Here is a 26547-nt window from a genome sequence, read left to right as displayed (position 1 = left end):
CTCGCGGTCAGTCGAAAATGTGCTTGAAGCGGCGCTCGGCGAGACGGCTGCATCCCATCACGATGGCCACGTTCGCGATCAGCAGCAACACGGCGATGCTCGCGCCGAGCGGCCAGTTCAGCGTGCCGAGAAACTCGTCGTAGGCGGCGGTCGCGACCACCTTGAGCCGCCGTCCGCCAATGAGCGCGGGCGTGGCGAATGCGGACGCCGACAGCGCGAAGACGATGATCGATCCCGACAGCACGCCCGGCATGATCTGCGGCAGCACCACGCGGCGAAACACCTTGAGCGGCGATCCGCCGAGCGAGCGGCCCGCCCATTCCACTTGCGGGTCGAGCTTCTGCATGTTGGCCCAGACGGACATCACCATGAACGGCACCAGCACGTGCGTCAGCGCGATGATCATGCCGGTCATCGTGAAGACGAGGCGGATGGGTTCGTCGGTGATATGCAGGGCTTGCAGCACGTTATTGAGCACGCCGTTGTTGCCGAGCAGAATCTGCCAGCCGAGCGTGCGCACGACGACCGAGATCAGCAGCGGCCCGAGCACGATCAGCAGACACAGCGATTGCCACGGCTTCTTCATGCGCGCGAGGATGATCGTCTCCGGCACGCCGAGCACGATCGACAGGAGCGTCACGCCCGTTGCGAGGCCCGCCGTGCGCAGAAAGATCGTGCCGTAGTACGGGTCGCTCACGACTTCCCAATAGTTCGACAGCGTGAACGCGCTGGTGATGCCGGCCGTATCGCTGAAAACGCGGAAGGAGAGGACGAGCGTGAGGATCAAGGGCACCAGCAGCAGGCCGGTGAACAGCAGCAGCGCGGGGCCGGACAAGAGCCACGGCGCAGCGCCGGGGCGAGCGTCGTCAAGCGTGGCCATGCAGCGTCTCCTTGCCGTCTTGCGTGAGCACGCGCAGGTCGTCGTCGGTCCAGTCGAGACCCACTTCGTCGCCTTCTTGCGGCGGCGGCGCGCCGTGGTTCGGCTGCGCGATGCGCAACTTGCCGAGCGCCGTCTCCACTTCGAGCAGCCATTGATTGCCGATGAACACACGCGTCGCGATACGTCCTCTGATGCGCGCATCGCCGTTGGCGAGATGCACTTTCTCCGGGCGAATATAGACATTCACCGCGCCATCGACGTGACGGCCTTCGTGCGGCACATGCAGTTCCGTCCCGGCGACGTTCACGACCGCGCAACGCGGATTGCGCTGCAGCACTTCGCCCGCGAACGCATTCGTGCGGCCGAGAAAGGTCGAAGCGAAGGGCGTCGCCGGACGCTCGTACGCATCGTAGGGCGTGGAGAGTTGCGCGATCTTGCCGCCATGCATCACCGCGATGCGGTCGCTCATGGTCATCGCCTCGACCTGATCGTGCGTGACGAGGATCGTCGTGATGCCGAGACGCTTCTGGATCGCGCGCAATTCGATGTGCATTTCCTCGCGCAGCTTCGCGTCCAGATTGGACATCGGTTCGTCGAGCAGCAACAGTTCCGGCTGCATGGCGATGGCGCGCGCAATCGCCACGCGCTGCCGCTGCCCGCCCGACAGTTCCTTCGGATAGCGATGCCCGAGGCCCTTGAGCCGCACCAGAGCGAGCGCCTCCTCGATGCGCTCTTCGCGCTCGCGGCGCTTCACCTTGCGCATCTCCAGCCCGAAGCCGACGTTGCCCGCCACCGTCATGTGAGGAAACAGCGCGTAGCTTTGAAACACCACGCCGATGCCGCGCTTCTCCGGGCGCTCGTTGGTGATGTCGCGGCCATCGAGCAGGATGCGGCCGCTCGTCGGCGTGACGAAGCCCGCGACCATCTGCAGTGTCGTGGTCTTGCCGCAGCCGGACGGACCGAGCAGCGAGAGAAATTCGCCGCGTTCGACGGACAGATCGACATGTTCGATCGCCGTGAAATCGCCGTAGCGTTTGGAGATGCCCTGAAGCGTCAGGAATGCCATGCGCGTGACTCCTTCGACAGATGCGGATGCGCGGCTTTAGCGCTCGACCGAACGGTTCCAGCGTTCCGTCCATTCCGTGCGATGCTGGTTGATCGTCGCCCAGTCGACGGCGGTGAGCTTCGACACCTGCTCGGGACCGTAAGGCACGCGCGCGGCGACTTCCGGCGCGAGCTTCACGGTCTTGTTGACCGGCCCGAGACCGATGTTCTGCGCTTGCAGCAGTTGCACTTCGGGCGTCAGCAAGTATTGAACGAATTCCTGCGACAGCTTGGGCTGCGCGTTTTCCGCGAGCACGCACGCCGCCACTTGCAGCGCGACCGCGCCTTCCTTCGGATAGACGAACTTGAGCGGAAACCCGGTGTTCTGCAACGCGACCGCGCGACCGCTGCCGTAGGGCGCGAGAATCACGTCGCCGGATTGCATCTGGCCATCCATTTCGCCGGGCGTCGGGGCCCACGAGAGCACGTTGGGCGCGACTTGCTTGGTCATCGCCGTGAAGCCGGGATCGATGTTCTTCTCGCCGCCGCCCGAGAGACGCGCGAGCATCACGAGGGTATGCAGGCCGTAAGTGTTGGTGATCGGCGGAACGCCGAGCTTGCCCTTGATGCGCGCATCGGTGAGCACTTTCCACGAGTCCGGCGGCGGCAGGCCGGCCTTCTTGAACGCTTCTTCGTTATAGCCGATGCCCGTCGCCACCATGCCGACGCCGATCGCCGTCGGGCCGAGTTTCGCGAGCGGATACACGTCGTTCATGATGGGCGCGTCGTCGAGCTTCGCGCACAGGTTCATCTGCATGGCCTGATACATCGGGCCGTCGTCCATCACCGCGACATTGATCTGCTGATGGCCCTTTTGCGCCTGCAACTTCGCGAGCGTGTCGCTCGAATTGCCCGCCACATAGACGACCTTCACGTTGTGCGCCTTCTCGAACGCCGGAATGATTTTCTGCCGATACAACTGTTCGTTCGAACCGCCGACATTGGCGACGTACAGCGTCGTGTCGGCCTGCGCGAGCATCGGCGCGGCAACGGCCGCCGAGAACGCGAGAGCGGCGATGACGCGACGTGCGGGAAGAGCGGACGGACGGCGATGCAACGCTTTTTTCATGACGAGGATCTCCATTGCGGGGGCGTGGGCGGGTGGGATTTGGAAGACATCTGGCCCATCGACGGATCGAGTGTCGCGCTGTCAATTCATATCGTCCAATACAAATAAAATACCTACCTATACATGGTTGATATACATTTCATCGGGTCATGGTGACTACTTAAGGGAAAGCGCGCATGAACCTGAAGCACATCGAGGCGTTTCGCGCGGTCATGATTTCCGGGTCGATGACGGCCGCGGCCAAGGCGCTCTTCACATCGCAGCCGAACGTCAGCCGGCTCATTTCGCAACTCGAACGCGACACCGGTTTGCAGCTTTTCCAGCGCAGCGGCGTGCGTCTGATTCCGACCAGCGAAGGCACCGCGTTCTTTCGTGAAGTGGAGCGCGCGTTCGTCGGCTTGCAGGGTCTCGCGAATGCGGCGGCGCAGATCCGCAATCTCGGCAGCGGGCGGTTGCGCATCGCGGCGATGCCATCGGCCGGCATGACGCTCGTGCCCCATGCGATCAAGCGATTTCATGCGCTGTTTCCCGACGTGACGGTCTCGCTGCATGTCAATACGTCGGGGACGGTGAATCACTGGACGGCATCGCGCTTTTGCGATCTCGGGGTCGCGGTGTATGTGAGCGAAGCGTCCGATTGCGAGGTCGAGCAGTTATCGAACGTGGCCGCCGTGTGTGTGATGCCGGCGAATCATCGGCTCGCGGCGAAGCGCAACATTCGGCCGAAGGATCTCGAAGGCGAATCGTTCATCTCGCTCTGTCACGGCGATGGCACGCGCGCCGTGATGGATGAAGTCTTTCAGCGCGCGGGCGTGCAGCGCGTGCTGGCCATCGAGGCGCAATACACGGCCATGTGCTGCGAGATGGTTCGGCACGGCATGGGCGTGACGCTCGCGCATCCGATCGTGGCGCGAGACTTCGTCGGACCCGACATCGTCATCCGGCCGTTTCAGCCGGTCACGCGCTTTCCGACGTATCTGCTGTTTCCGCCGCATCGGCCGCGTGAGCGGCTTGCATCCGCGTTCGTGGAGGTCCTGCGCGAGCTGCACGACGAACTGCTCGATGGGATCGTCTAGCCGTCGAACGGTGCTCATCGGCTCGGCGTATTCACCGCAATCCTTTCACGAAGTACGCGGTCGCCTTTCGCAAGCATCTCGATACGGGGTCTTGCACTGTCCGGCCACGCCGTGACGGCGTTTGGCTCCGCGGCACGCGGCATGCTGGCAATCAGCATTCCAGAAAGGAGATTCCATGAACACCACACCGACTGCGACGGCCCTGGACGTGGGCGCGCCGCATGCGCAGCGCGTCGCCTGTACGCTCTCGATCAACGGCGGGACGCAGACCTTCGACATCGAGCCGTGGACGACGCTGCTCGATCTTCTGCGCGAGCGGTGCCAGCTCACCGGCACGAAAAAGGGCTGCGACCACGGGCAGTGTGGCGCTTGCACCGCGCTCGTCGATGGCCAGCGCATCAATACGTGTCTCGCGCTCGCCGTTTCATACGACGGCGCGGAAATCACGACAATCGAAGGGCTCGCGAGCGGCGACACGCTGCATCCGATGCAGCAGGCGTTCATCGACTGTGACGCGTTCCAGTGCGGCTACTGTACGCCGGGCCAGATCTGCTCGGCGGTCGGCATGCTCGCGGAAGGACATGCACACGACGCCACGGAAGTGCGCGAGGCGATGAGCGGAAACATCTGTCGATGCGGCGCGTATCCGAACATCGTGCAGGCGATTCTGCAAGTATCGAGCGCGAACGGCGTCGATGAGACCGCCGTCGAGAACGGGGAGACGCACTCATGAACCGGTTCTCCTACACGCGCGCGAACGATGTATCCGCGGCGCTCGAAGCGCACCGCGCACCGTCGGCGCCGTTTCTCGCGGGCGGCACCAATCTCGTCGATCTCATCAAGGAAGGCGTCGCGCGTCCCGAGCGGCTCGTCGATATCCGCCGCCTGCCGATAGCGGCGATTCAGCCGAGCGCGGACGGTGGCATCGAAATCGGCGCGCTCGCCACGAACAGCGCCGTGGCCTACGACGAACGCATCCAGTCGCGCTACCCGCTGCTGTCGAAGGCGATTCTGTCCGGCGCTTCGGCGCAGATTCGCAATGTCGCGACGGTCGGCGGCAATCTCCTGCAGCGCACGCGTTGTCACTATTTCTACGACACCGCCACGCCATGCAACAAGCGCCGGCCCGGCAGCGGCTGCGGCGCGATGAATGGCGTCAACCGCATTCATGCCATTCTCGGCGCGAGCGAGCATTGCATCGCCGTTCATCCGTCCGATATGTGCGTGGCGCTCGCCGCGCTCGACGCCTCCGTGCGCGTGACAGGCGGCGAAGGCGAGCGCGTCGTGCCGTTCGACGCGTTTCACCGGCTTCCCGGCGATGCGCCGCATATCGATACGAACCTGCGCGACGACGAGATCATCGTCGCTGTCACGTTGCCCGCCGAGGGCTTCGCCGATCGCTACGCCTACGTCAAGGTACGCGACCGCGCGTCGTTCGCGTTCGCGCTGGTGTCGGTCGCGCTCGCGCTCAAGCTCGACGGCACGCGCATCGAAGCGGTCCGCTGCGCGCTCGGCGGCGTGGCGCACAAGCCGTGGCGCAATCGCGATGCCGAAGCCGCGTTGCGGGGCAAGACGCTCGACGCTACGACGGTGCGCGATTTCGCGAGCGCGATGATGCGCGACGCGCGCGGCCTGCCCGGCAACGCATTCAAGATCGAACTGACCGCGCGCGCCATCGAGCGCGCTTTCGAGCAGGCATCGGGGATCAGCCTCGCCGCCAGAGAGGACGACGCATCATGAACTTTCCGAACGAACTGGAACGCATCGCCGAACGGGGCGCGCATGTCAGCGGCAAGCCCGTCAGCCGGGTCGACGGCAGGAAGAAGGTGACGGGCGAGGCCCGCTACGCAGCCGAATTTTTTTCCGATGCAATGACCTACGGCTTCGTGCTCCCGAGCCGAATCGCGAGCGGGCGCATCGTGTCGATCGAGTCGCGGCGCGCGCTGGAATTGCCGGGCGTGCTGATGGTGCTCACGCACGAGAACCGGCCCGAACTGCCGCTGCGCGACGCGGCGTGGCAGGACCAGTCCGCGCCGGGCGGCATGCCGTTTCGGCCGCTCTGGGACGACCGCATCTGGTACAGCGGCCAGCCGGTCGCGCTCGTCGTCGCGGAAAGCCATGAACTGGCGCGTCATGCCGCTTCGCTGATCGAAGTCACCTACGAGCGAAGCAGCCACTGCACGGATCTGCGCGAGGTGGAAGCCGAGAGCTATCCGCCATCGACCGAAAAGGGCGGCTTCGAGCCTCCGCCGCCGCCTCGCGGCGATGCCGACGGCGCGCTTGCCGCAGCCGCCGTGAAAATCGACAGCCGCTATTCGACGCCGGCCGAGTATCACAACCCGATCGAATTGCACGGCTGCACGGTGATTCCCGAAGCCTCCGGCAAGTTCGTCGTGTACGAGAAGACGCAGGGCGTGCTCAACACGAAGCAGTATCTGACGAAGCTCTTCGGCTTCGACGACGACGCGCTCGAAGTCGTCTCGCCGTTCGTCGGCGGCGCGTTCGGCTCGGCGCTGCGTCCGCAATATCATCTGCCGCTTGCCGTCATGGCCGCGCGCGATCTGAAGCGGCCCGTGCGCCTCGTGCTGACGCGGCAGCAGATGTTCACCTTCGCGCATCGGCCGATGAGCCTGCAACGGGTCGCGCTCGCCGCGAATCGCGACGGCAAACTGCAGGCGGTCATCCACGAGGCGGTGTCGGAAACCTCGCAATACGAGGACTATTGCGATGTCATGGTGAACTGGGCCGGACAGCTCTACGCCTGCGACAACGTGCGGATGGACTACAAGGTGAGCAAGCTCGACGTGCCGACGCCCGCCGACATGCGCGCGCCGGGCGCAGCGCAGGGCCTCTTTCCGCTCGAAATGGCGATGGACGAGCTCGCCGAGGCGCTCGACATGGACCCGCTGAAGTTGCGCCTCATCAACTACGCGGAGCGCGACGGAAACAAGAACCTGCCGTTCTCCAGCAAGGCGCTGCGTCAGTGCTTCGAAGAAGGCGCCGCGCGCTTCGGCTGGGACAGGCGCCCGCTCGCGCCGCGTTCGATGCGCGAGGGTAACGAGCTCGTCGGCTGGGGCATGGCGACGGGCATCTGGGACGCGATGCAGAACGAGGCTTCCGCGCTCGCGCAAATCGGGGCGGACGGACGTGTCGTCGTGGCGAGCGCCACGGCGGACATCGGCACCGGCACCTACACGGTGATGACGCAGCTCGCCGCCGATGCGCTCGGCGTGCCGCTCGAGCACGTCGATTTTCGTCTGGGCGACAGCCGTCTGCCGAAGGCGCCGCTCGAAGGCGGATCGTGGACAGTGTCATCGGTCGGCAGCGCGGTGCACGCGGCCTGTACGCGTTTGCGCGGGAAGCTGACGGCGCTCGCGGCCGAACACGGCGGCGAAGCGTTCGCTCGCGCGCAGCCCGACACGATGCAACTCGACGGCGAATACGTCGTTTGCGGCGAGGGCAAGGCGCAACGCGTGTCGCTGCGGGAACTGATGACGCGCGCCGGCCTCGACACGCTCGACGCGCAGGTAACGGTCACGCCGCACGACAGGCAGCAGTCGTATTCCATTGCCACGCACTCGGCGGTATTCGTCGAAGCGCGCGTCGATGCCGCGCTCGGCACGGTGCGCGTGACGCGCGTGGTCAGCGCGGTGGCGGCAGGACGCATCGTCAATCCGAAGACGGCGGCGAGTCAGATATCGGGCGGCGTGGTTTGGGGCATCAGCATGGCGTTGCACGAGCACGGGCAGTTCGACCACGAGCTCGGCCGGCAGATGAACCACAACCTGTCCGAATACCACGTACCGGTGAACGCGGACATCCACGACATAGATGTGCTCTTCGTCGACGAGCATGACGACATCGTGAATCCGCTCGGCGCGAAGGGCGTGGGGGAGATCGGCGTGGTCGGCGTCGCGGCGGCGGTCGCCAACGCGATCTGGCATGCGACGGGCAAACGCGTACGGGATTTGCCGATCACGCTGGAGACAGTCTTCGCATGATTGGCAGGCCGGCGATCCTCGCATGGCAGAAACCGCCGCGAAGCCGCTTTCTGCAGACAATTGTGCGACGGCGCACGTCAGGCCGGTGCGCCGAGCGTTAAGTTAGCGCTTCCAAAACTGATGCGTCCCAGCGCCGCGGTGGTCCGCGATGTCTTCGGGGCAACGGACATGGCCCTCGTCAAGATCACCGCCCGCGAACTGCAAATTGGTACGCCGCTTCCGTTCGCCGTGTATTCCGCAGCCGGCAAGCTCCTTTTGGCGCGCGGATATCGGGTTCAGTCGGAGAGCCAGCGCGACCGGATTCTGGCGGCCGGGGGCTTGCGCAGCGAGGATGCGGTGACGAGTGCGTCGAGCGAAAGCGCACCCCGGCCAGCCGGAATACTCATCTCGACTGCCAGACATGAAGAGGAATCGGGCGAGGCCATCCTCGACGAGCCCATAGCGAACCCTGGAATGCTGCCGAAGACGCTGGACAGCATCCAGGTGACGGTCGACGGAAGCGGAACGCTGCGTTGTCAGACCGACTTCGTTGGTTCCATTACCGGCCGCGCGCTGCTCGTGACCGCTACGGACGGACACGAGTTGTTCGAAACCGGCGCCGAGGTCGCTTGCAGTGCGCTCAGAGGGCGTCACATCCATCAGTTTCGCAGCACCGTGATCGGACGAAGCGAGACGCCGGTACGCGTCATCTATCTCGCATGGCCCGAGTCCGTGAAGACTCAGGTCGTGCGCAACCATGTGCGCGTTTCGACGGAGATGCCGGGACGGCTCATTAGAAACGACTGTATCGCCGCCGGGTTCGACATTTCGGTCACGAACGTGAGTCTGGGCGGAGTCGCCTTCCGTGCCTCCGACGCCCTCGTCAACGTCGCCGAGCACTTCCGGTTAGGACTGCGCCTGCGCGCCGGAGATAAGTCTCACGCGGTCGTGTTCAACTGCATCGCGCGCAATGTCAGGCGCGTCGACGGCGGCGTCCTGATAGGCGCCGAGTTCAGCAGCCAACAGGCGGATACCATGGCGCTTCTGAGGCATCACATGTTCGAAGCCGCAACGGGCAGTGCCGCGCAGTTGCGCTGAACACGACGCGAATCGCGGAGCGCCGCCGACATCGACGTATCGCGCCGCCTGGGTCATCGATGAATGATGCGCGTCGCCCGAAACGGCCGACGAGCCTTGCCGCTCGTTCGCATCGGCATGAAACCAATCCAGGGCTTTTCGGTCGACCCTATGTCGATCGATAACGCGCGTCACTGCGCACGTACCTGGAAAGGCGAACCATTCACATCATGGACAAAAGAGCACTCATCATTGGAGCCACCGGCATCGTCGGCGGCAATCTGGCCGACCATCTGCTCGCATCCGGCGACTGGCACATCACCGGACTCTCGCGCGGACGTTCCGCCTTGCGTGACGGTGTCGAATCGATTACGGCGGATCTCACATCGGCCGAATCGGTGCAGCGCGCGTTGAGCGGGAAGCAATTCACGCATGTGTTTTTCACGGCATGGTCGCGACAGGCGACGGAGCAGGAAAATATCCGCGTCAACGGCGCGATGGTTCGTCATGTACTCGAGGCGCTCGGACCTTCCGGCACGCTGAAGCACGCTGCGCTCGTCACAGGGCTCAAGCACTATCTGGGGCCGTTCGAAGCCTATGCGAAGGGCAGCGTGCCGCTGACGCCGTTTCGCGAGGAGCAGGGGCGGCAGGATGTCGATAATTTCTACTACGAGCAGGAGGATCGGCTGTTCGACGCCGCCAGGCAGTTCGGTTTCGGCTGGAGCGTTCATCGTCCGCATACGGTCATCGGCTTCGCGGTCGGTAATGCGATGAACATGGGCGTGACACTCGCGGTGTACGCGACGCTCTGCAAGGCGAGCGGCGCGCCGTTCATATTTCCCGGGTCCGCAGCCCAATGGAACGGCCTTACCGACATGACGGATGCCCGCCTGCTGGCGCGTCATCTGGAATGGGCGGCGACGTCACCGAACGCCCGCGACGAAGCATTCAACGTGGTCAACGGCGACGTGTTCCGCTGGAAGTGGATGTGGTCGCTCGTCGCGAATTACTTCGGAATCGAGCCGGTGGAATTCGACGGCACGATGCGTCCGCTCGAAGATCGCATGCAGGATGCGGGCGAGGCGTGGCGTGAAATCGCCGCGCGCCACCATCTTGCCGAAGCCGATATCGGCAAGCTCGCGTCCTGGTGGCACGCGGACGCCGATCTGGGGCGGCCCATGGAGGTGCTCACCGATATGAGCAAGAGCCGCAAGGCAGGCTTTCTCGACTATCAAAGCACGCCCGACTCTTTCATTGCGCTATTCGATCGTTTGAAGACGCTTCGCATCATTCCCAGCTGAAGCGTCCGATATGCCGGACGTCTCGTCGTCCGGTACAAAACCGCACCGAGCGTCCTGGTACTTTCCCTTACCGAATAGCTCAGTCCACATCTGAATTGCCATAGGCAATATCGCTATTGCATTCATTGCATTGCCAGCGTGTGCGCGGAATCGTATCTTCGTCTCCATTCGAGGAGACATGTATGAAGATCGCATTTCTGGGCGCGGGCGCGCTGGGCTGCGCCATCGGCGCCGCGTTGACCGAAGGGGGTCACGAGACGTGGCTCGTCGACAAGTTCGCGGCGCACGTAGAGGCCATGTCCCGCGACGGCCTGCAAGTCGACGACGAACGCGGCACGCGCCGCGTCAAGGTGCGCGCGACGATGAACCCCGCCGACGTCGGGCCGGTGGACGTCGTGATCGTACTGGTCAAATCCTTCCACACCGATTCGGCGATGCGCGGCGCGCTCGACCTCATCGGCCCCGAGACGCTCGTGCTGTCCCTTCAGAACGGCCTCGGTCACGAAGACGTGCTGAGCGATATCGTCGGACGCGAGCGCGTCCTTGCGGGCAAGACCTACGTCGGTGGCGTGTTGCGCGCACCGGGACACATCCAGTCCGGCGTGACCGGAAAGATCACCATCATCGGCGAACTCGACGGCCGCGTGACGCCTCGCGCCCAAGCCGTGGCGGAAGCGTTCAACAGCGCGGGGCTCACGACCACGGTCAGCGACAACATCCTCGGCACGATGTGGGACAAGCTGCTGATCAACGTCGCGACCGGTGCCATCACAGGCATCACGCGTTTGACGTATGGGCAGCTTTACAGCGAACCGGTGCTGAAGGCGACCTCGCTTGCCGCCATCGAGGAAGCGATGGCCGCGGCGAAGGCGGCCGGCATCGAACTTTCCATCACGCGTGCGGAAGACGCCTGGAACATGGCCGCCGAAGGACTGCCGGCCGCGTTCAAGACCTCCATGCTGCAAAGCCTGGAGAAGTCGTCCGTCACCGAAATCGACTTCATCAACGGCGCGGTCGTGCGATGGGGCGAACGGCTCGGCGTGCCGACGCCGGTGAATTCGACGCTCGTGGCGTGCATAAAAGGCATCGAGCGTGGCATGACCGACCGCCAGAATGAGGAGCGCGCGGCATGAGCGCAACCAAAGCCTATCTCGAACACGTCGCGATCTGGGTGAAGGATATCCACTGGCACATTCGCTTCTTCGAAGAAGTGCTCGGCATGACCATGCGCGAAGTGGACGGCCCGCGCGACGAGCCGCGTCAGTACTGGACACTCGGCGGACTCCAGTTCATCAGCGATCCGACTTACGACGGTCCCGAAGGTCGGCTCGCGCATCTGGGCGTGATGTGCGAGGACCTCGAAGCCGCGCTCGCCGCCGCGCAGCCGTTCGGCGTCACGGAGATGACGCAGGGCCGCAACTGGCTGCGTCTGCCCGACGGGCTCGCCGTCGAACTCATTCAGGCAAGACCCGCCACATGCGTCGCGCAGGCGCTGTCGATCAATCCACGCGCGGAGGCGTGAGCATGAGCACCATCAACATCACCGAGAAATACTGGGACGATGCGCAGGAAGGCGACGCGTGCGTCAGCCCGACCTACACCGTCACGAAGGAACGCATTCTCGCTTACGCCGATCTCACGGGCGACCATACGCCGGTGCATGTCGACGAGGACTATGCCAACGCGAGCCACTTCGGGTCGATCGTCGCGCATGGCCTGTTCGGGCTGTCGATCGCCGATGGCCTCAAGACACAGAGCGACTATCGCTTCCTGCCGGGCATGTCGCTCGGCTGGACGTGGGACTTCGTGCTGCCGATCAAGGTCAACGACGTGCTGCATGTGAAGTTTCGCGTGACGTCCATGCGCGCGAGCAAGAGCCGTCCGGGCTGGGGCATCGTCGTGTTGCCGTCCGAACTGATCAACCAGAACGGCGAAGTCGTTCAACGCGGCGAGCATCGTCTGATGGTCCCGCGCCGTCCGGGAGCCTACTGATGCAAGCCCGTCCCCTCGAAGGCTTTCGCGTCGTCGACTACAGCCACTTTCTCGCCGGTCCGTATGTCGGACGCTGTCTCGCCGCGCTCGGCGCCGAAGTCATCAAAGTCGAGCGTCCCGGCAGCGGCGATGCAGGCCGCCAGCACGCGACGATCCTCGACGACCAGCAAAGCGCCTACTTCCTCCAGTTGAACATGGGCAAGCGCGGCGTGAGCGTCGACATGAAAGATCCGCGGGGCAAGGCGTTCATGCAGCGCCTGTGCGATTCGGCGGATGTGTTCATCGAGAACTATCGCCCCGGTGCGCTGGATAAGCTCGGCCTCGGCTATGCCGCGCTCTCCGAGCGCAATCCGGGTCTCGTCTATTGCTCGATCTCGGCGTATGGTCACACGGGTCCGGACGCGCATCGCGCAGGCTTTGGGCTGATCGCGGAAGCGAAGAGCGGCATCATGCAGATGATCGGCAACCCGGGCGAACCGCCGCCGCTCATGCGGATTTCGCTCGGCGACATGTACACCGGCATTCATGCGGTGGCCGCGATCAACGCTGCCTTGCTCGGCCGCGTGAAGAGCGGACGCGGCCAGCATATCGACATGGCGCTGTACGACACGCTGTTCTCGATGCACGAATATGCCGTCCAGTGCTACACGATGCAGGGCGTGGTCCCCGAGCAGACTGGCCATGACATGCCGACATCGACCTTATACGGCGTGTTCAGAGCAAGCGATGGCGATTTGGTCATCGCCGCGCAGGTCGACGAATCGTGGAAGCGCTTCGCCGCGGCCGTCGAGCAAAATGGCGGCCCCGCGGGCTTCGCGACCGATGCGCGCCTGCACAGCCTGAACGGGCGCAATGCGAACCGCGAGGCCATTCTCGCGGTCGTGAAGCCGTGGGTCGCTGCACGCAACGTCGCCGATGTGCTCGCGCTGCTGGACAGCGTCAATGTGCCCTGCGCGAAGGTGCAACGCATCGACGAGGTCGTGGCCGATCCGCAGATCGTCGCGCGCGGCATGGTGATCGAACAGGAGCATCCGCGTCTGGGCACGCTGCGTCTGCCGAACCTGCCGTTTCGCTTCTCGGACTGCGATACGTCGATTCGCGAGGTCGGCCCCGATCTCGGGCAACACAACGAGGAAGTCGCGCGGTCGCTGGGCTTCAGCGCGGCCGAGATCGATGCGATGCAGACCGACGGCGTGCTGTTCTCGAAGCCGGGGGCATGATGAGCGATCGATACGCGGTCATCGGCAATCCGATCGGGCACACGAAGTCGCCGTTGATCCACGGCTTCTTCGCGCAAGAGACCGGCCAGGACATGAGCTATGAGGCCATCGAAGGGCCTGTGGAACCTGCCAGCGGCTTCTCCGATAGCGTCAAGCGCTTCATTGCAGCGGGCGGCCGCGGCATGAACGTGACCGCGCCCTTCAAACTCGCTGCATTCGCCATGTCCGATGAGCGCAGCGAACGAGCGCAGCTCTCGGGCGCGGTCAACGCGATGAAGTTCGAGGGCGGCCGAATCATCGCCGAAAACTTCGATGGCGTCGGACTCGTGCGCGACATCGAAGTCAACCTGCATCAGCCGATGGTCGGCAAGCGCGTGCTGATCCTCGGCGCGGGCGGCGCTGCGCGCGGCGCGCTGCTGCCGTTCGTCGCGGCACGGCCTGCCGAGCTCGTCGTCGCCAACCGGCATGTGGACAAGGCGCGTGCGCTTGTCGAACAGGTCGCCCGATCGAACACTGCTGGCGGATCGCTCACCGCGTGCGGGTATGCGGACCTGGGGGCACTGGGGCGCTTCGACCTCGTCATCAACGCGACATCCGCGAGCCTGACCGGGCAACTGCCGCCGGTGCCAGCGAGTGTCTTCAGCGCTGGCGGAAGCGCCTATGAACTCGCTTACGGGAAGGGGCTCACGCCTTTCTTGCGGCTGGCGCGCGATGCAGGGGTGAAAAGTATCGCTGACGGCGTGGGCATGCTGGTCGAGCAGGCTGCGGAGGCGTTCGCGTGGTGGCGGGGCGTGCGTCCAGAAACGCGCGCGCTCATCGAGCGGCTGACCGTTCCGCTCGATTGATCCGGCGAAAAGAGGCGCAGCGGTCGAGAAGACATCGGTGGAATGAACATTAACGGTCTGCAATTAGACTAGGACGAAAGAATGAAAACGTTTCTTATGCTGCATGGTGTCAACCACAACATGTTCGGCAAGCGAGATCCCGTTCAGTACGGCACGGCCACGCTCGCCGACATCGATGAGAAATTGCAGGCGCTCGCGAATCAACTCGGCGTAACGGTCGAAAGCTATCAGAGCAACAGCGAGGGCGACATGTGCGAACGCATCCATCAGGCGTTTGCCGACAAGGTCGATGGCGTGCTCATCAATGCGGGCGCATGGACGCATTACAGTTACGGCATCCGCGATGCACTCGCCATTCTGACCGTGCCCGTCGTGGAGATTCATATGTCGAACATCCATGCACGCGAGGCTTTCCGTCATCATTCGGTGTTCGCGGAAATCGTCAAGGGGCAGATATGCGGGTTCGGTATCGAAAGCTATTCCCTTGGTCTGCGCGCGGCGGTGTCCGCGGCAGCGTGACAAACCAAGCCAGGTCCGGTGTGCGTCATCTCTGATGCAATGGTCGCAAGAGCGACATTGCGTTCTACAATGGATGCATGACCACGCCCGATCTGCCCGACCTCAAGCTGCTTCAGCTCTTCGATCTGCTCTATGACGTTCGCAGCGTCACGCGTGCAGCGGAGCAGCTTGGACAGGCCCAACCGACCGTTAGCATCTGGCTCGCGCGCTTGCGCGAACATCTGCAGGATCCCCTTTTCATTCGCACGCCAGGCGGCATGACGCCCACGCCTCAGGCGGATGCGCTGATCGGTCCGTGCAGGGAAATCCTCGAGTCGCTTCGCAGATTCTCGTCGTGGGAGATTTCTTTCGATCCGGTCACGGCGAAGCGACGGTTTCGCATCTGCATGACCGACGCGAGTCATATCACCTTGCTTCCGCGGATGCTGGCCTATGTGCGCGCCAAGGCACCGGGCATCCGTCTGGAGGCGGCGCGGATCGACGGCAACACCGAGCGCGCGCTCGAATCTGGCGAGGCCGATCTGGCGATCGGTCATGTTCCGTGGCTCGGCGGCGGAATGTATCAGCAACAGCTCTATATGCAGGATTGGGTGTGTCTCGCCAACCCGGACCATCCGCGCGTCCGCGCGAAGCTGACACTGAAGCAATACCGCAGCGAAGGGCACGTCATCATCGCCGCAGGCACGGGTGCGCAGTTACTCGAGCAGGCATTATTGCGCGATGGAATCGAACGTGATGTCGTGCTGGAGCTTCCGGGAATGCTTGGGCTTGGATCGATTGTCAAATCAACCGACCTGATCGCGACGCTGCCGCGAAACATTGGAGAAACCTTGGCAAAAGTGAATGGCCTTGCGGTTCACTCTTGCCCGTTCCCGGTAGAGAAGTTCGCGGTGCGGCAGCATTGGCATGCGAAGTACCACGACGAAGCGGGAAACCGCTGGCTTCGCTCTGTCGTCGCTGAGCTATTCCTCGCGAAAAACTAGACGGGCGAATAGCAATCGTCGTTCCGCCGGGCGCAGGAACAACGGTTGCAGCAAATTCCTCTCCGGGGCGGCGTGCCCTGCCACGACCTAGGAGACGAATATGGCTCACTTGTGCGACGTATGCGGCGCACGGCCCGCGACCGTGCGCCTCGCGGTGCTGCGCAACGGCCGCCGTCACGTCATCGACGTGTGCGATTTTCACTATGCGCAGCTCACGCGGCACCAGCGCGCGCTCTCGCCGCTCGAATCGCTGTTCATGGGCGGCGCGCCCGGCGAGGCGTCCGCGCCCGAAAGTGCCGCACAGCAAGAACCGCGCGATGCCGGTGTGCGGCGCAACGAAAACGAAGGCGCGAACATCGACCGATACTTCAGCGACGGCGCGAAAGAGATGCTGATGCGCGCCGCCGAGCGCGCCGTGCAATCCGGCTGCTCGCAGGTCGACACGGAACATCTGCTCTACGAGCTTGCAAACAACGCCGTCATCGAGTCGATTCTCAAGAGCATCGGCATCGATGCGGCCGAAGTCCGCGGCTTCATCGACGCCAACGCGCAACGCCGCGAGCGCGCGAGCCCGCCGCCGGACGGCATGATCGCCGTGTCGCCTCGTCTGAAGAGCGCGCTCGACCGCGCTTTTCTCGCATCGCGTCAGCTGCGGCATAGCTACGTCGCGCCGGAGCATTTGCTGATCGGCCTTGCCGATGTACCCGACAGCTTCGCGGGCCAATTGCTCGGCAAGCTCGGTGTCGATCAGCAGGCGCTCAGGCAGCAGACCGCGCAGACGGTCGGCGCGGGCGGACCGCCGCGCGGCGACGGGCCGCCGTCACGCACGCCGCATCTCGACAAGTTCAGCCGCGATCTCACCGCGCTCGCACGTGAAGGGCATCTCGACCCCGTGATCGGACGCGCGCGCGAAATCGAAACCATGGTCGAAGTGCTCGCGCGCCGGCGCAAGAACAATCCGGTGCTGATCGGCGAGCCGGGTGTGGGCAAGACCGCGGTCGTCGAAGGGCTCGCGCAGCGCATGGTCAACGGCGATGTGCCCGAGTCGCTCCGCGACAAGCGCCTCGTCGAGCTGAACATCAACTCGCTGGTTGCGGGCGCGAAGTATCGCGGCGAGTTCGAGGAGCGCGTGAAGCAGGTCGTCGATGAAATCACCGCGAATCGCGAGAAGCTGCTGCTGTTCGTGGATGAAGTGCATACCATCGTCGGCGCGGGGCAGGGCGGCGGCGAAGGCGGACTGGATATCGCCAACGTGTTCAAGCCGGCGATGGCGCGCGGCGAGCTGAACATGATCGGGGCGACCACGCTTGCCGAGTATCAGAAGCACATCGAAAAGGACGCGGCGCTCGAGCGGCGCTTTCAGCCGGTGCTGGTCGCGGAGCCGACCGTCGCGCAGACCATCAATATCCTGCGTGGACTGCGCGACCGGCTCGAAGCGCACCACAAGGTCACGATCCAGGACGATGCGATCGTCGGCGCGGCGGAACTGTCGGATCGCTATATCACGGGGCGCTTTCTGCCTGACAAGGCGATCGATCTCGTCGATCAGGCCGCGGCGCGCGTGAATCTGTCGGCCACATCGCGCCCCGCCGATATCCTCGAACTGGAGTCCGAGCTCGCGCAATTGCGACGCGAACAGGACTATGCGGCATCGCGCAAGCAGTTCGACCGCGCGCATGCTTTGGACAGCGAGATCGCGCAGAAGGAAAAGCAACTCGGCGATGCCACGGATAGCTGGAAGCAGCGCGTCGGCACGAACACGTCGACGGTGACGGTCGCGCACGTCGCCGAGATCGTCGCGACGATCACCGGTATTCCCGTGACTCAACTGACCGAGGAGGAGCGTGCCCGTCTGCTGCAGATGGAAGAGCGCCTGCACAAGCGGGTGATCGGGCAGCAAGAAGCGGTCGTTGCGGTGTCGGACGCGGTGCGGCGCGCACGTACCGGCTTGCAGGGCCGCAACCGGCCGATCGCCGTGTTCCTGTTCCTCGGGCCGACGGGTGTGGGCAAGACGGAGCTTGCGAAAGCGCTGGCGGAAGTCGTCTTCGGCGATGAAGACGCCATGCTGCGCGTCGACATGAGCGAATACATGGAGCGTCACGCGGTGTCGCGGCTCATCGGCTCGCCGCCGGGTTATGTCGGCTATGACGAAGGCGGCCAGTTGACGGAGCGCGTGCGGCGTCGGCCTTATAGCGTGATCCTGCTCGACGAGATCGAAAAGGCGCATCCCGATGTGTACAACGTGCTTCTGCAAGTCTTCGACGACGGGCGCCTGACCGACGGCAAAGGCCGCGTGGTCGATTTCAGCAACACGCTGATCATCGCGACGAGCAATCTCGGCTCTGACGTGATCGCCGGTCAGAAGCGCGCGACGCTCGGATTCACGACCAACGCGAGCGATGCGGACGCATCGGTTCAGAATGGCGTGATGAGCGTGCTGCGCCAGCATTTCAGGCCCGAGTTCCTGAACCGGATCGACGACATCATTCTGTTTTCCTCGCTCGGCCGCGATGAGGTGCGCCAGATCGTTCGGCTGATGCTCGATCAGGTGCAGCGCCTCGCGCACAGCCAGGACGTCGTGCTGGAGTTCGACGAATCCGTCGTCGATCATCTCGCGGACGTCGGCTACCGTCCCGAGTTCGGTGCGCGCGAACTGCGTCGGCAGATCAGGCAGTCGATCGAAAACCAGTTGGCGAAGGAAATGCTCAAGGGCGACGTTACCGAGGGCGCACAAGTGAAGTGCCACTACGACGCGGAGAACAAGCGGCTCGCGTTCGATGTGAAGCGCGCGGGACTGGCGAATCAGGCGGGCGAGGGCACGCCGCCCACACCTTGACCGCGAGCATCACTACGCCAAACCTCGCGTCTTTCAAGCCGACGGGCGACGGTCGCGTCATGATCCGGCAGGGTTATCCCCGATCCATTCGGAGAGAAAACATGTAATCATATATATGAATTCGATGGAGACGATCATGCAGGCCGATGGCCGCTTACCCCGTTATCAGCGCCTGCGGGATGAAATGGTTGCCCTGATCGCGGCTCGTGAATGGCGCCCGGGCGAAGCGATCCCGACCGAGCAGGCGCTTTCTCAAAGCTACGGCCTTGCTGTCGGCACAGTGCGAAAGGCCGTCGATCTGCTCGTCGCGGAAGGCATGCTCGAGCGCTTTCAGGGAAGAGGGACCTTTGTACGGCGCGCGAACTTCGACGGCTCCCTGTTTCGCTTCTTCCGCTTTCAAACACGGCAAGGCGAACGGCGCATTCCGGAGAGTCGCATACTGCGCCGGGACGTGGTCGATGCGCCATCGGCGGTAGCCGCGAGACTGCAGATATCGAGCACGGCGCGCGTGATCCAGATGTCGCGCGTGCGGCTGATCGACGGCGTTCCGATGCTCGCCGAAGAGATCTGGTTGCCCTACGCACGTTTTGCGGCGTTTGCGAAGATGGACGTGGGCGAGATCGGCGACCTCCTTTACCCGGTCTACGAGACGCAGTGCAATCAGATCGTGGCATCCGCCACGGAAACCCTTACCGTCGAAGCCATCGGCTCGCGACACGCGAAGCTTTTGAACATCGAGCCGGGGACGCCTGCCGTGGTCATCGAGCGTCTCGCATTCGGCTACGATCGGCAGCCGCTCGAGTGGCGCCGTTCGCGCGGACCCGCCAGCGAATTCATCTATCAAGCGGAGATCCGCTAGCCAAAGAACCGCGATTGGGAGACGGCATGCGCAACCGGTTCAGGGCCGTTCGCCTGAAGCCGACGCGACCATGCTTCCCTTTCCGAGCACGATCGATTCACGAGCACGCTCGGCAAACCATTCCAAACCTAAGATTCATTCCATGACCAGTCTAGATATCGATTTGTTGCTGACCGCGCTGATCAGCGTGGTGCTGCTTGTCGCGCTCATCGTGTCGCGCATCAAGATGCATCCGCTTCTCGCTTTGCTCGTCGTTTCAATCGGCGTAGGGTTCGCAACCGGCATGGAGCCGGGAAGCATCGTCAAGCATCTGACCAACGGCGCGGGCAAGACGTTGGGCGCGGTGGGCGTCGTCATCGCGCTGGGTGCGATGCTCGGCAAAATCCTCGCGGATGCGGGCATTACCGAGCAGATTGCCGAGGCCATTCTGAGGCGCGCCTCCGACCGTATGATTCCCTGGGCGATGACCCTCGTGGCTTTCGTGGTCGGCATTCCGATGTTCTTCGAAGTGGGGCTGGTCGTCATGCTTCCCTTGATCTTCAGCGTAGCGCGCAAGCTGGAAAGCCATGCCCGGTTCAAGGGCTCGGCCTATGTGTACGTCGGCGTGCCCGTGATTTCGGCTCTTGCCGCGATGCACGGCATGGTGCCGCCCCATCCGGGTCCTTTGACGGCTATCGCCACGCTCAAGACTTCGGTGGGGCCGACCATGCTGTACGGCTTTCTGGCGGCCATTCCCGCGATGATTCTGGGCGGCCCGCTCTATGGCGCGTTCATCTCGCCGCGCATGAGCACCAGGCCCGATCAGGCCTTGCTGGACCAGTTCACCGTCGTCGAACAGTCCGACAATGGCCACCGCGCCGGGGTCGGTCTCGGCGTGCTGGCGGCCCTGTTGCCCGCCATCCTGATGCTGGTTCATGCGGTGGCGGAGATGGTGTTGCCGAAGAACGCACCGATGCTGCACGTTGCCAGCTTCCTCGGCAATCCGCTGATAGCCATGCTGCTGGGCGTACTTTTCGCAGTTGCGGCGCTGGTCCTCGCCCGGGGCGGCGATGCCGAAAAGCTGCGTCACGCGCTCGGCAACAGCCTCAAGCCGATTGCTTCCATCATCATGATCATCGCCGGCGGCGGCGCGTTTCAGGAAATGCTGACCAGTGCGAAGGTGGGTGAGGCGATCGTGCATCTGACGCAGCACTTCGCTTTTCCCCCGCTGATCCTCGGATGGCTGATCGCGATGTTGCTGTCCGTGTCTACCGGATCGGCGACGGTGGGAATCGTCGGCGCGGCGGGTCTGCTGGCTCCGCTGGCCGGCGCCGATCCGAGCCTTAACCTGCCTTTGCTGGCCTTGTCCATCGGCTGCGGTTCGCTGTTCTTCAACTATGCGAACCACGCCGGCTTCTGGATGGTGAAGGAATCGTTCGGCATGACGATGGGCGAAGCCACCAAAACGATCTCGGTGGTTCAATCCATCGTGGCTGTGGTTGGCCTGGTGATGGCGCTGATCTTCAACGCGGCAGTCCACGTTGGCTGAACTGCAGGGAACACGCCGGCAATCAGTCATCGGAGCGCTGACGACTCCAGACGAAGCGCGTGATCACCGCGCGTGCGCAGCTTCGTGACGGCCACGGCTACAACCGTGCCCAAAGCCCAGCCTAGGGTGGCCAAGCTGCCTAGGCCTCGCAGAATGGCAAGGGCGAAGGTCCAGGGATTGTCGCTGCCGATGTTCGGACCGCCGAAGCGAGCGCGTTGAAACTTTCGTTGCGGCACAGGCTCGTTGTCGTCGATGGTTTCGCAAGTCAGTGCGTCGCTTCGCTTACGGTGGGCATTCCAATGGTTCCGTCTTCCGTCCATCGCGCACCTCGGCGATTCCCAACGCGGCACGGGGCGCTTGGCGGCGTGCAGCATCGACGTATAGGCATCGACATAATTCTGCGCCATCCTGCTGGCGCTGAAGCGGCGCTCGAATTGCGCGCGGACGCGGGCGCGCGACAGCTCGTCGATCCGATGCAGTGCGCCGACCGCGTCTTGCACGTCTTCGCAGATGAAACCGGTCACGCCATGATCGATCACCTCGGGCACCGCTCCGCGCTTGAACGCAATCACCGGCGTCCCGCACGCCATCGATTCGATCATCACCAGGCCGAACGGCTCGTTCCAGTCGATCGGAAACAGTAGCGCCTTCGCACCCGACAGAAAATCCGGCTTCCGCGTTTCGCTGATTTCACCGATGAATTCGACGTGCGCCTGCGAAAGCAGCGGCTCGACAGTCGACGCGAAATACTTCTCATCAGCCTTGTCGACCTTCGCCGCAATCTTCAGCGGCAAGCCGCTTCGCGCCGCGATCTCGATGGCGAGATCGGCACGCTTTTGCGGGCTGATGCGGCCGAGGAACGCCAGATATTCCGGCTTCTTGTGCGGCTGCGGCGTGAGCAGGCCGTCCGGCAAGCCGTGATACACCGTCTTCAGCCAGTTTGCGCGCGGCAAGGGGCTACGCTGGTCGTCCGAGATCGAGATGATGTTCGCGTGCGTGAACGTCGCGAAGATCGCGCGCAGCTCGGGCAGATCGAGACGGCCGTGCAGCGTCGTGACGAACGGCGTATCGCTTTGAGAGAACAGCGGGAACGGCAGGTACTCGAGATGGAAGTGCAAGACGTCGAACTCATGCGCGCGGCGGCGAACGGTTTCGAGCAGCAGCATGTGCGGGGCAAGCGAATCGCGGATGCCCGGATCGAGCCGCAGAGCGCGCGGCCAGGCTGGTTCGAGCCTCGCGCGGGTCTGCGAATCGCCGCTTGCGAACAAGGTCACATCGTGGCCGAGGTCGACGAGTGCATCTGTCAGATACGACACCACGCGCTCAGTGCCGCCGTATAACTTCGGGGGAACCGCTTCGTGCAACGGTGCGATTTGTGCGATTCGCATAGGTTGGTTCTCCAGTGCGGCCCGGCCTGCGGATTCGTGCAACGCGAGTGCTCAGACATGCTCGCGACGCTCGAGCCTATCCCTGCGGGACGTCCCCTCTCATGCAGACCGGCACCTTGCAGACAGCTTCTGCTATTGCGGGTTGAATCCAGACAATCTATCGCCATCCTAAACAGTGAGTGCCAACGACGCGCATTATTCGTGACGGTGCGTGATGAAATCGGCAGCTATCGGCGTGCCCGATTCATGTCGACAGAGTCGGCTCGCGGATGAGCATCGAGATTCGGTGCGATTGGTACGGCTATCTAATCGATGCGTGGCGCGCGACGTGTAATCGCGTAATCGCGGAGAACTTGCACTTGGCTGCAGATGTTGCAACAGCGGCTCGGCTCGCGAACCGGAAGGGTCGCCATTCGGTCAGTTGACGCGCACGCATAGTCTGCATCGGTGATGCCTTGTCATGAGCACGTGTCCAGGACGACGAAGCGCACCGATCTGGTGACGGGCCGCGGATCAGACACAGAGACGAGCCGTTTCGCGAACCGCTCACATCGCGTAGCACACGGAGATGCTTCCCCTGGCGTGGACACCGATGCAGAGCCACCGGCCACCCGTTGCCCGTGGTCGCGATGATTCAACGCGAAAAGAAGATCGGTGCAAGAGAGCAGGCATTTAACGGAACGTCGAATGCTGTCCGATACCACCGCTCACTCACGATGAACGTTAGCGATGAGTCAGGCATCCGTTTCATCGCGGCCGGCGAATTAGCCGACACGCCGCACGGAGGAACACATTCGAAAGAGACTTGTCAGGAGATGCCCCTCGACACCCGGCGGTTCGAAAGAACTCAGCGCTGTGCGCCATAGATATCGAATCGCCCCAACCGGAGACGATTGATATGCCAGCCCTTTGCGAGATTTGTCATGCCCGTCCGGCGGTTGCGCAGGTAACCGTCGTGCAGAACGGCCGCCGCAAATCGATGTCGATTTGCGAGTACGACTATCGCCAGTTGATGCGGCATCAAACCATGCTGAATCCTTTCGATTCCTTACTGGGCGGCGGAGGGCTGTCGCGTCTGATGGGTGACACGGACGGCACTGGCGAGGAAGACGAGGACGATATCGTCGCTTCGGTGCCGCGCGAGTCCGTCGACGTGACCGATGCCTTCAGCGAGCAGACGATGGAACTTCTGCAACGCGCCGCCGAAAAGGCGCACGAATTGCAGAAGACCGAACTCGACACCGAGCAGGTGCTTTACGTGCTGGCCGACATGGACGTCGTGCAGGCGCTCTTCAAGGAGTTGAAGCTTTCTGCCGACGACATCCGCCGCTATATCGACGAGCACGCGCAAAAGGGCAAAGCCGCGCCCGATACGCCGGTCGAAAAGATGACGATTTCGCCGCGCTTGAAGAAGGCTTTTCAGTACGCGTTCCAGGCCTCGCGAGAACTCGGGCATTCCTATGTCGGTCCCGAGCATGTGCTGATAGGGCTTGCGTCCGTGACCGACAGCATCGCCGGGGGGCTCCTCAGAAAGTACGGCGTCACGCCCGAGGCGCTTCGCCAGAAAGTGGTGAAGGTCGTGGGCAAGGGTGCGGAAGACGGCCGCGTCGATACGCCGACCGGCACGCCGACGCTCGACAAGTTCGGCCGCGATCTCACCGCGATGGCGCGCGCAGGCAAGCTCGACCCGGTGCTCGGACGCGCACAGGAAATCGAAAGTACCATCGAGGTGCTCGCGAGGCGCAAGAAGAATAATCCTGTGTTGATCGGCGAGCCGGGTGTGGGCAAGACTGCGATCGTCGAAGGGCTGGCACAGCGCATCGTGAACGACGACGTGCCCGAAGACTTGCGCAACAAGCGGCTCATCGAGATCAACATCAATTCGATGGTCGCGGGCGCGAAGTATCGCGGCGAATTCGAAGAGCGCGCAAAGCAGGTGATCGACGAGATCACTTCGAAGCAGGATGAACTCATCGTGTTCATCGACGAGTTGCACACGATAGTCGGCGCGGGTCAGGGCGGCGGCGAGGGCGGACTCGACATCGCGAACGTGCTGAAGCCGGCGCTCGCGCGCGGCGAGCTGAGTTTGATCGGCGCGACGACACTCAACGAATACCAGAAGCACATCGAGAAGGATGCGGCGCTCGAGCGGCGCTTTCAGCCGGTGCTCGTGCCGGAGCCGACGGTCGAGCAAACCATCGTCATTTTGCGCGGCTTGCGCGACAAACTCGAAGCGCACCATCAGGTCACTTTCGCCGATGAAGCGTTCGTCGCGGCAGCGGAGTTGTCGGACCGCTACATCACGTCACGTTATTTGCCCGACAAGGCTATCGATCTCATCGATCAGGCTGCGGCGCGCGTGCGAATCGGCTCGAAGTCGCGCCCGCCCGAAATGCAGGAGCTGGAAGCGGAAATCGCCCAGTCGAAGCGCGAGCAGGCCTATGCCTCGTCGCGCAAGCGTTTCGATGAAGCGAAGAACTTCGAGGAACGCATCAACGAGAAGCAGACGAAGCTCGACGACCTGACCGAGGCATGGCAGCGCAAGACCGGATCGGAGACGCTCGAAGTGACGGTTGCAGCGGTCGCGGAAGTGGTCTCGCGTCTCACCGGCATTCCCGTCACCGAACTCACGCAGGAAGAACGCGAAAGACTGCTCGAGATGGAGAGCAAGCTGCGCGAACGCGTGATCGGTCAGGACGAAGCCGTGGTCGCGGTGAGCGATGCGGTGCGGCTGTCACGCGCGGGCATGGGGCAAGCGCACCGGCCCATCGCGACGTTCCTGTTCCTCGGACCGACGGGCGTCGGCAAGACCGAGCTTGCGAAGGCGCTAGCGGAGACCGTATTCGGTGACGAGCAGGCGGTGATCCGCATCGACATGTCCGAGTACATGGAGCGCCACGCAGTCGCGCGGCTGATCGGCGCGCCGCCGGGATACGTCGGCTATGACGAAGGGGGACAGCTGACCGAACGCGTGCGCCGCCGTCCCTACTGCGTGATCTTGCTCGACGAAATCGAGAAGGCGCATCCCGATGTGAACAATGTGCTGCTGCAAGTATTCGACGATGGCCGCCTCACCGATGGCAAGGGCCGCGTCGTCGACTTCAGCAACACCGTCATCATCTCGACCAGCAATCTTGGCGCGTCCATCATCATGGACAACCTCGAGAGAACCGAGAAGGACCGCGACACCGAGGCAGCCATGCGCGAGAAGCTCATGGACGTGCTGAAAGGCCACTTTCGCCCCGAGTTCCTGAATCGCATCGACGAAATCATCGTGTTCCACGGGCTTTCGCGCGAGAACATCCGCTCGATCGTGCAGATACAGCTGGACCGCGTCGCGCGCACGGCGGCGGCTCAGGACATCACGCTCAGGGTGCAGGACCCGGTCATCGATCATCTTGCCGATGTGGGTTATCGGCCCGAATTCGGCGCACGCGAACTGAAACGCCAGATCCGCCAGCAACTGGAGACCCGGCTCGCGAAGGAGATTCTCGGCGGCAAACTCGCTCCGGGCGACACGGTAGACGTGAGCTACGACAAGGACAAGGACGCGATCACGTTCGCCAAGGTCGAGGGCGAAGCGAAGCCGAAACAAAACAAGTCCGGTCCAGCGAGCAAGAAGAAGAACGGGGCAAAGTCGGCGGAACGCAGCAAGGAGTCGGCCAAGAGCGAACATTGAACGCGGCCGTTGCCAATGCCGTCCGAAGCGCGCACGGTCAGGTTCGACCGGGCGCCCCGCGGCACGTACGGATAGACGATTCGCTAGCTGTCGCAATTCCAAGTACGACATTTCAATTGAGCCTCGGCATCAATTGTCAAAGCAAAATTGAAATGTCGTACCACCGGCTAAATACAGATGTCGTGTTTTTGATGTGTGATTGGCTCTGTTT

General features: G+C 63.3%; 20 protein-coding genes and 1 pseudogene. 17 read left to right on the top strand and 4 right to left on the bottom strand.

Annotated features, from left to right (window positions below):
• Positions 1-7 precede the first annotated feature (7 nt).
• The 3 genes from NCR93_RS21285 to NCR93_RS21275 are packed head-to-tail and all read right to left on the bottom strand — an operon-like array spanning position 8 to position 3053.
• Positions 8-880, bottom strand: a complete 873-nt coding sequence (locus tag NCR93_RS21285) for an ABC transporter permease (protein ID WP_175980876.1) — start codon at positions 878-880, stop codon at positions 8-10.
• A complete protein-coding gene (locus tag NCR93_RS21280; RefSeq protein WP_175980874.1) occupies positions 867-1946 on the bottom strand; it encodes an ABC transporter ATP-binding protein in 1080 nt (359 codons plus the stop codon). The genes NCR93_RS21285 and NCR93_RS21280 overlap by 14 nt, the downstream gene beginning before the upstream one ends.
• A gap of 36 nt (positions 1947-1982) precedes the next feature.
• Positions 1983-3053 carry an ABC transporter substrate-binding protein gene (locus NCR93_RS21275; RefSeq protein WP_008348073.1) on the bottom strand — a complete coding sequence of 357 codons (1071 nt, stop codon included), beginning with the start codon at positions 3051-3053 and terminating at the stop codon, positions 1983-1985.
• 176 nt (positions 3054-3229) lie between these two features.
• Between NCR93_RS21275 and NCR93_RS21270 the strand changes: the two genes are divergently transcribed.
• The 16 genes from NCR93_RS21270 (at position 3230) to NCR93_RS21195 (ending at position 21269) form a co-directional block, all read left to right on the top strand.
• Entirely contained in the window at positions 3230-4129 is a 900-nt protein-coding gene (locus NCR93_RS21270) for a LysR substrate-binding domain-containing protein (protein WP_175980873.1), read from the top strand.
• A gap of 175 nt (positions 4130-4304) precedes the next feature.
• Positions 4305-4862, top strand: coding sequence for a (2Fe-2S)-binding protein (locus NCR93_RS21265; RefSeq protein ID WP_175980871.1), 558 nt, complete (start codon positions 4305-4307; stop codon positions 4860-4862).
• Complete coding sequence (locus NCR93_RS21260) at positions 4859-5869, top strand: FAD binding domain-containing protein (RefSeq protein ID WP_175980869.1); 1011 nt, start codon at positions 4859-4861, stop codon at positions 5867-5869. The genes NCR93_RS21265 and NCR93_RS21260 overlap by 4 nt, the downstream gene beginning before the upstream one ends.
• Positions 5866-8130, top strand: a complete 2265-nt coding sequence (locus NCR93_RS21255; RefSeq protein ID WP_250497379.1) for a xanthine dehydrogenase family protein molybdopterin-binding subunit — start codon at positions 5866-5868, stop codon at positions 8128-8130. The genes NCR93_RS21260 and NCR93_RS21255 overlap by 4 nt, the downstream gene beginning before the upstream one ends.
• Positions 8131-8298: 168 nt before the next feature.
• Positions 8299-9207: a PilZ domain-containing protein gene (locus NCR93_RS21250; protein WP_175980865.1), complete on the top strand. Its 909-nt coding sequence runs from the start codon at positions 8299-8301 to the stop codon at positions 9205-9207.
• A gap of 209 nt (positions 9208-9416) precedes the next feature.
• Complete coding sequence (locus tag NCR93_RS21245) at positions 9417-10487, top strand: SDR family oxidoreductase (RefSeq protein WP_175980863.1); 1071 nt, start codon at positions 9417-9419, stop codon at positions 10485-10487.
• Positions 10488-10669: 182 nt separating this feature from the next.
• Positions 10670-11620 carry a ketopantoate reductase family protein gene (locus tag NCR93_RS21240; protein WP_175980862.1) on the top strand — a complete coding sequence of 317 codons (951 nt, stop codon included), beginning with the start codon at positions 10670-10672 and terminating at the stop codon, positions 11618-11620.
• Entirely contained in the window at positions 11617-12009 is a 393-nt protein-coding gene (locus NCR93_RS21235; RefSeq protein WP_175980860.1) for a VOC family protein, read from the top strand. Before NCR93_RS21240 ends, NCR93_RS21235 begins: the two co-directional genes overlap by 4 nt.
• 2 nt (positions 12010-12011) lie before the next feature.
• The gene (locus tag NCR93_RS21230; protein ID WP_033536206.1) at positions 12012-12479 is read left to right on the top strand and encodes a MaoC family dehydratase; all 468 of its coding nucleotides are present in this window, start codon (positions 12012-12014) and stop codon (positions 12477-12479) included.
• The gene (locus NCR93_RS21225; protein ID WP_175980858.1) at positions 12479-13699 is read left to right on the top strand and encodes a CaiB/BaiF CoA transferase family protein; all 1221 of its coding nucleotides are present in this window, start codon (positions 12479-12481) and stop codon (positions 13697-13699) included. Before NCR93_RS21230 ends, NCR93_RS21225 begins: the two co-directional genes overlap by 1 nt.
• Entirely contained in the window at positions 13699-14544 is an 846-nt protein-coding gene (gene aroE / locus NCR93_RS21220) for a shikimate dehydrogenase (protein WP_175981255.1), read from the top strand. The genes NCR93_RS21225 and aroE overlap by 1 nt, the downstream gene beginning before the upstream one ends.
• 81 nt (positions 14545-14625) lie before the next feature.
• A complete protein-coding gene (gene aroQ, locus NCR93_RS21215) occupies positions 14626-15063 on the top strand; it encodes a type II 3-dehydroquinate dehydratase (protein ID WP_033536205.1) in 438 nt (145 codons plus the stop codon).
• Between the two features lie 77 nt (positions 15064-15140).
• Positions 15141-16046 (top strand): LysR family transcriptional regulator, encoded by a 906-nt coding sequence (locus tag NCR93_RS21210; RefSeq protein ID WP_008348049.1) that lies wholly within the window; start codon positions 15141-15143, stop codon positions 16044-16046.
• A 100-nt stretch (positions 16047-16146) separates the two neighbouring features.
• Positions 16147-18882: an ATP-dependent Clp protease ATP-binding subunit gene (locus NCR93_RS21205; protein ID WP_034470945.1), complete on the top strand. Its 2736-nt coding sequence runs from the start codon at positions 16147-16149 to the stop codon at positions 18880-18882.
• Positions 18883-19018: 136 nt separating this feature from the next.
• A complete protein-coding gene (locus NCR93_RS21200; RefSeq protein WP_175980857.1) occupies positions 19019-19741 on the top strand; it encodes a GntR family transcriptional regulator in 723 nt (240 codons plus the stop codon).
• Positions 19742-19883: 142 nt separating this feature from the next.
• On the top strand, positions 19884-21269 hold the full coding sequence (locus NCR93_RS21195) for a GntP family permease (protein ID WP_008348044.1): 1386 nt from the start codon (positions 19884-19886) through the stop codon (positions 21267-21269).
• A gap of 341 nt (positions 21270-21610) precedes the next feature.
• Here the strand turns inward: NCR93_RS21195 and NCR93_RS21190 are convergent.
• Positions 21611-22657, bottom strand: a pseudogene (locus NCR93_RS21190) (glycosyltransferase family 4 protein); the annotation flags it as partial.
• A gap of 898 nt (positions 22658-23555) precedes the next feature.
• Here NCR93_RS21190 and NCR93_RS21185 point away from each other — a divergent pair.
• Positions 23556-26336, top strand: coding sequence for an ATP-dependent Clp protease ATP-binding subunit (locus NCR93_RS21185; RefSeq protein ID WP_175980853.1), 2781 nt, complete (start codon positions 23556-23558; stop codon positions 26334-26336).
• Positions 26337-26547: the final 211 nt, after the last annotated feature.

Source organism: Caballeronia sp. ATUFL_F1_KS39 (assembly GCF_023630985.1).
Lineage (GTDB): Bacteria > Pseudomonadota > Gammaproteobacteria > Burkholderiales > Burkholderiaceae > Caballeronia > Caballeronia zhejiangensis.
Note: the sequence above shows the minus strand (reverse complement) of the source record. Positions and strands in the feature narration are given on the sequence as shown.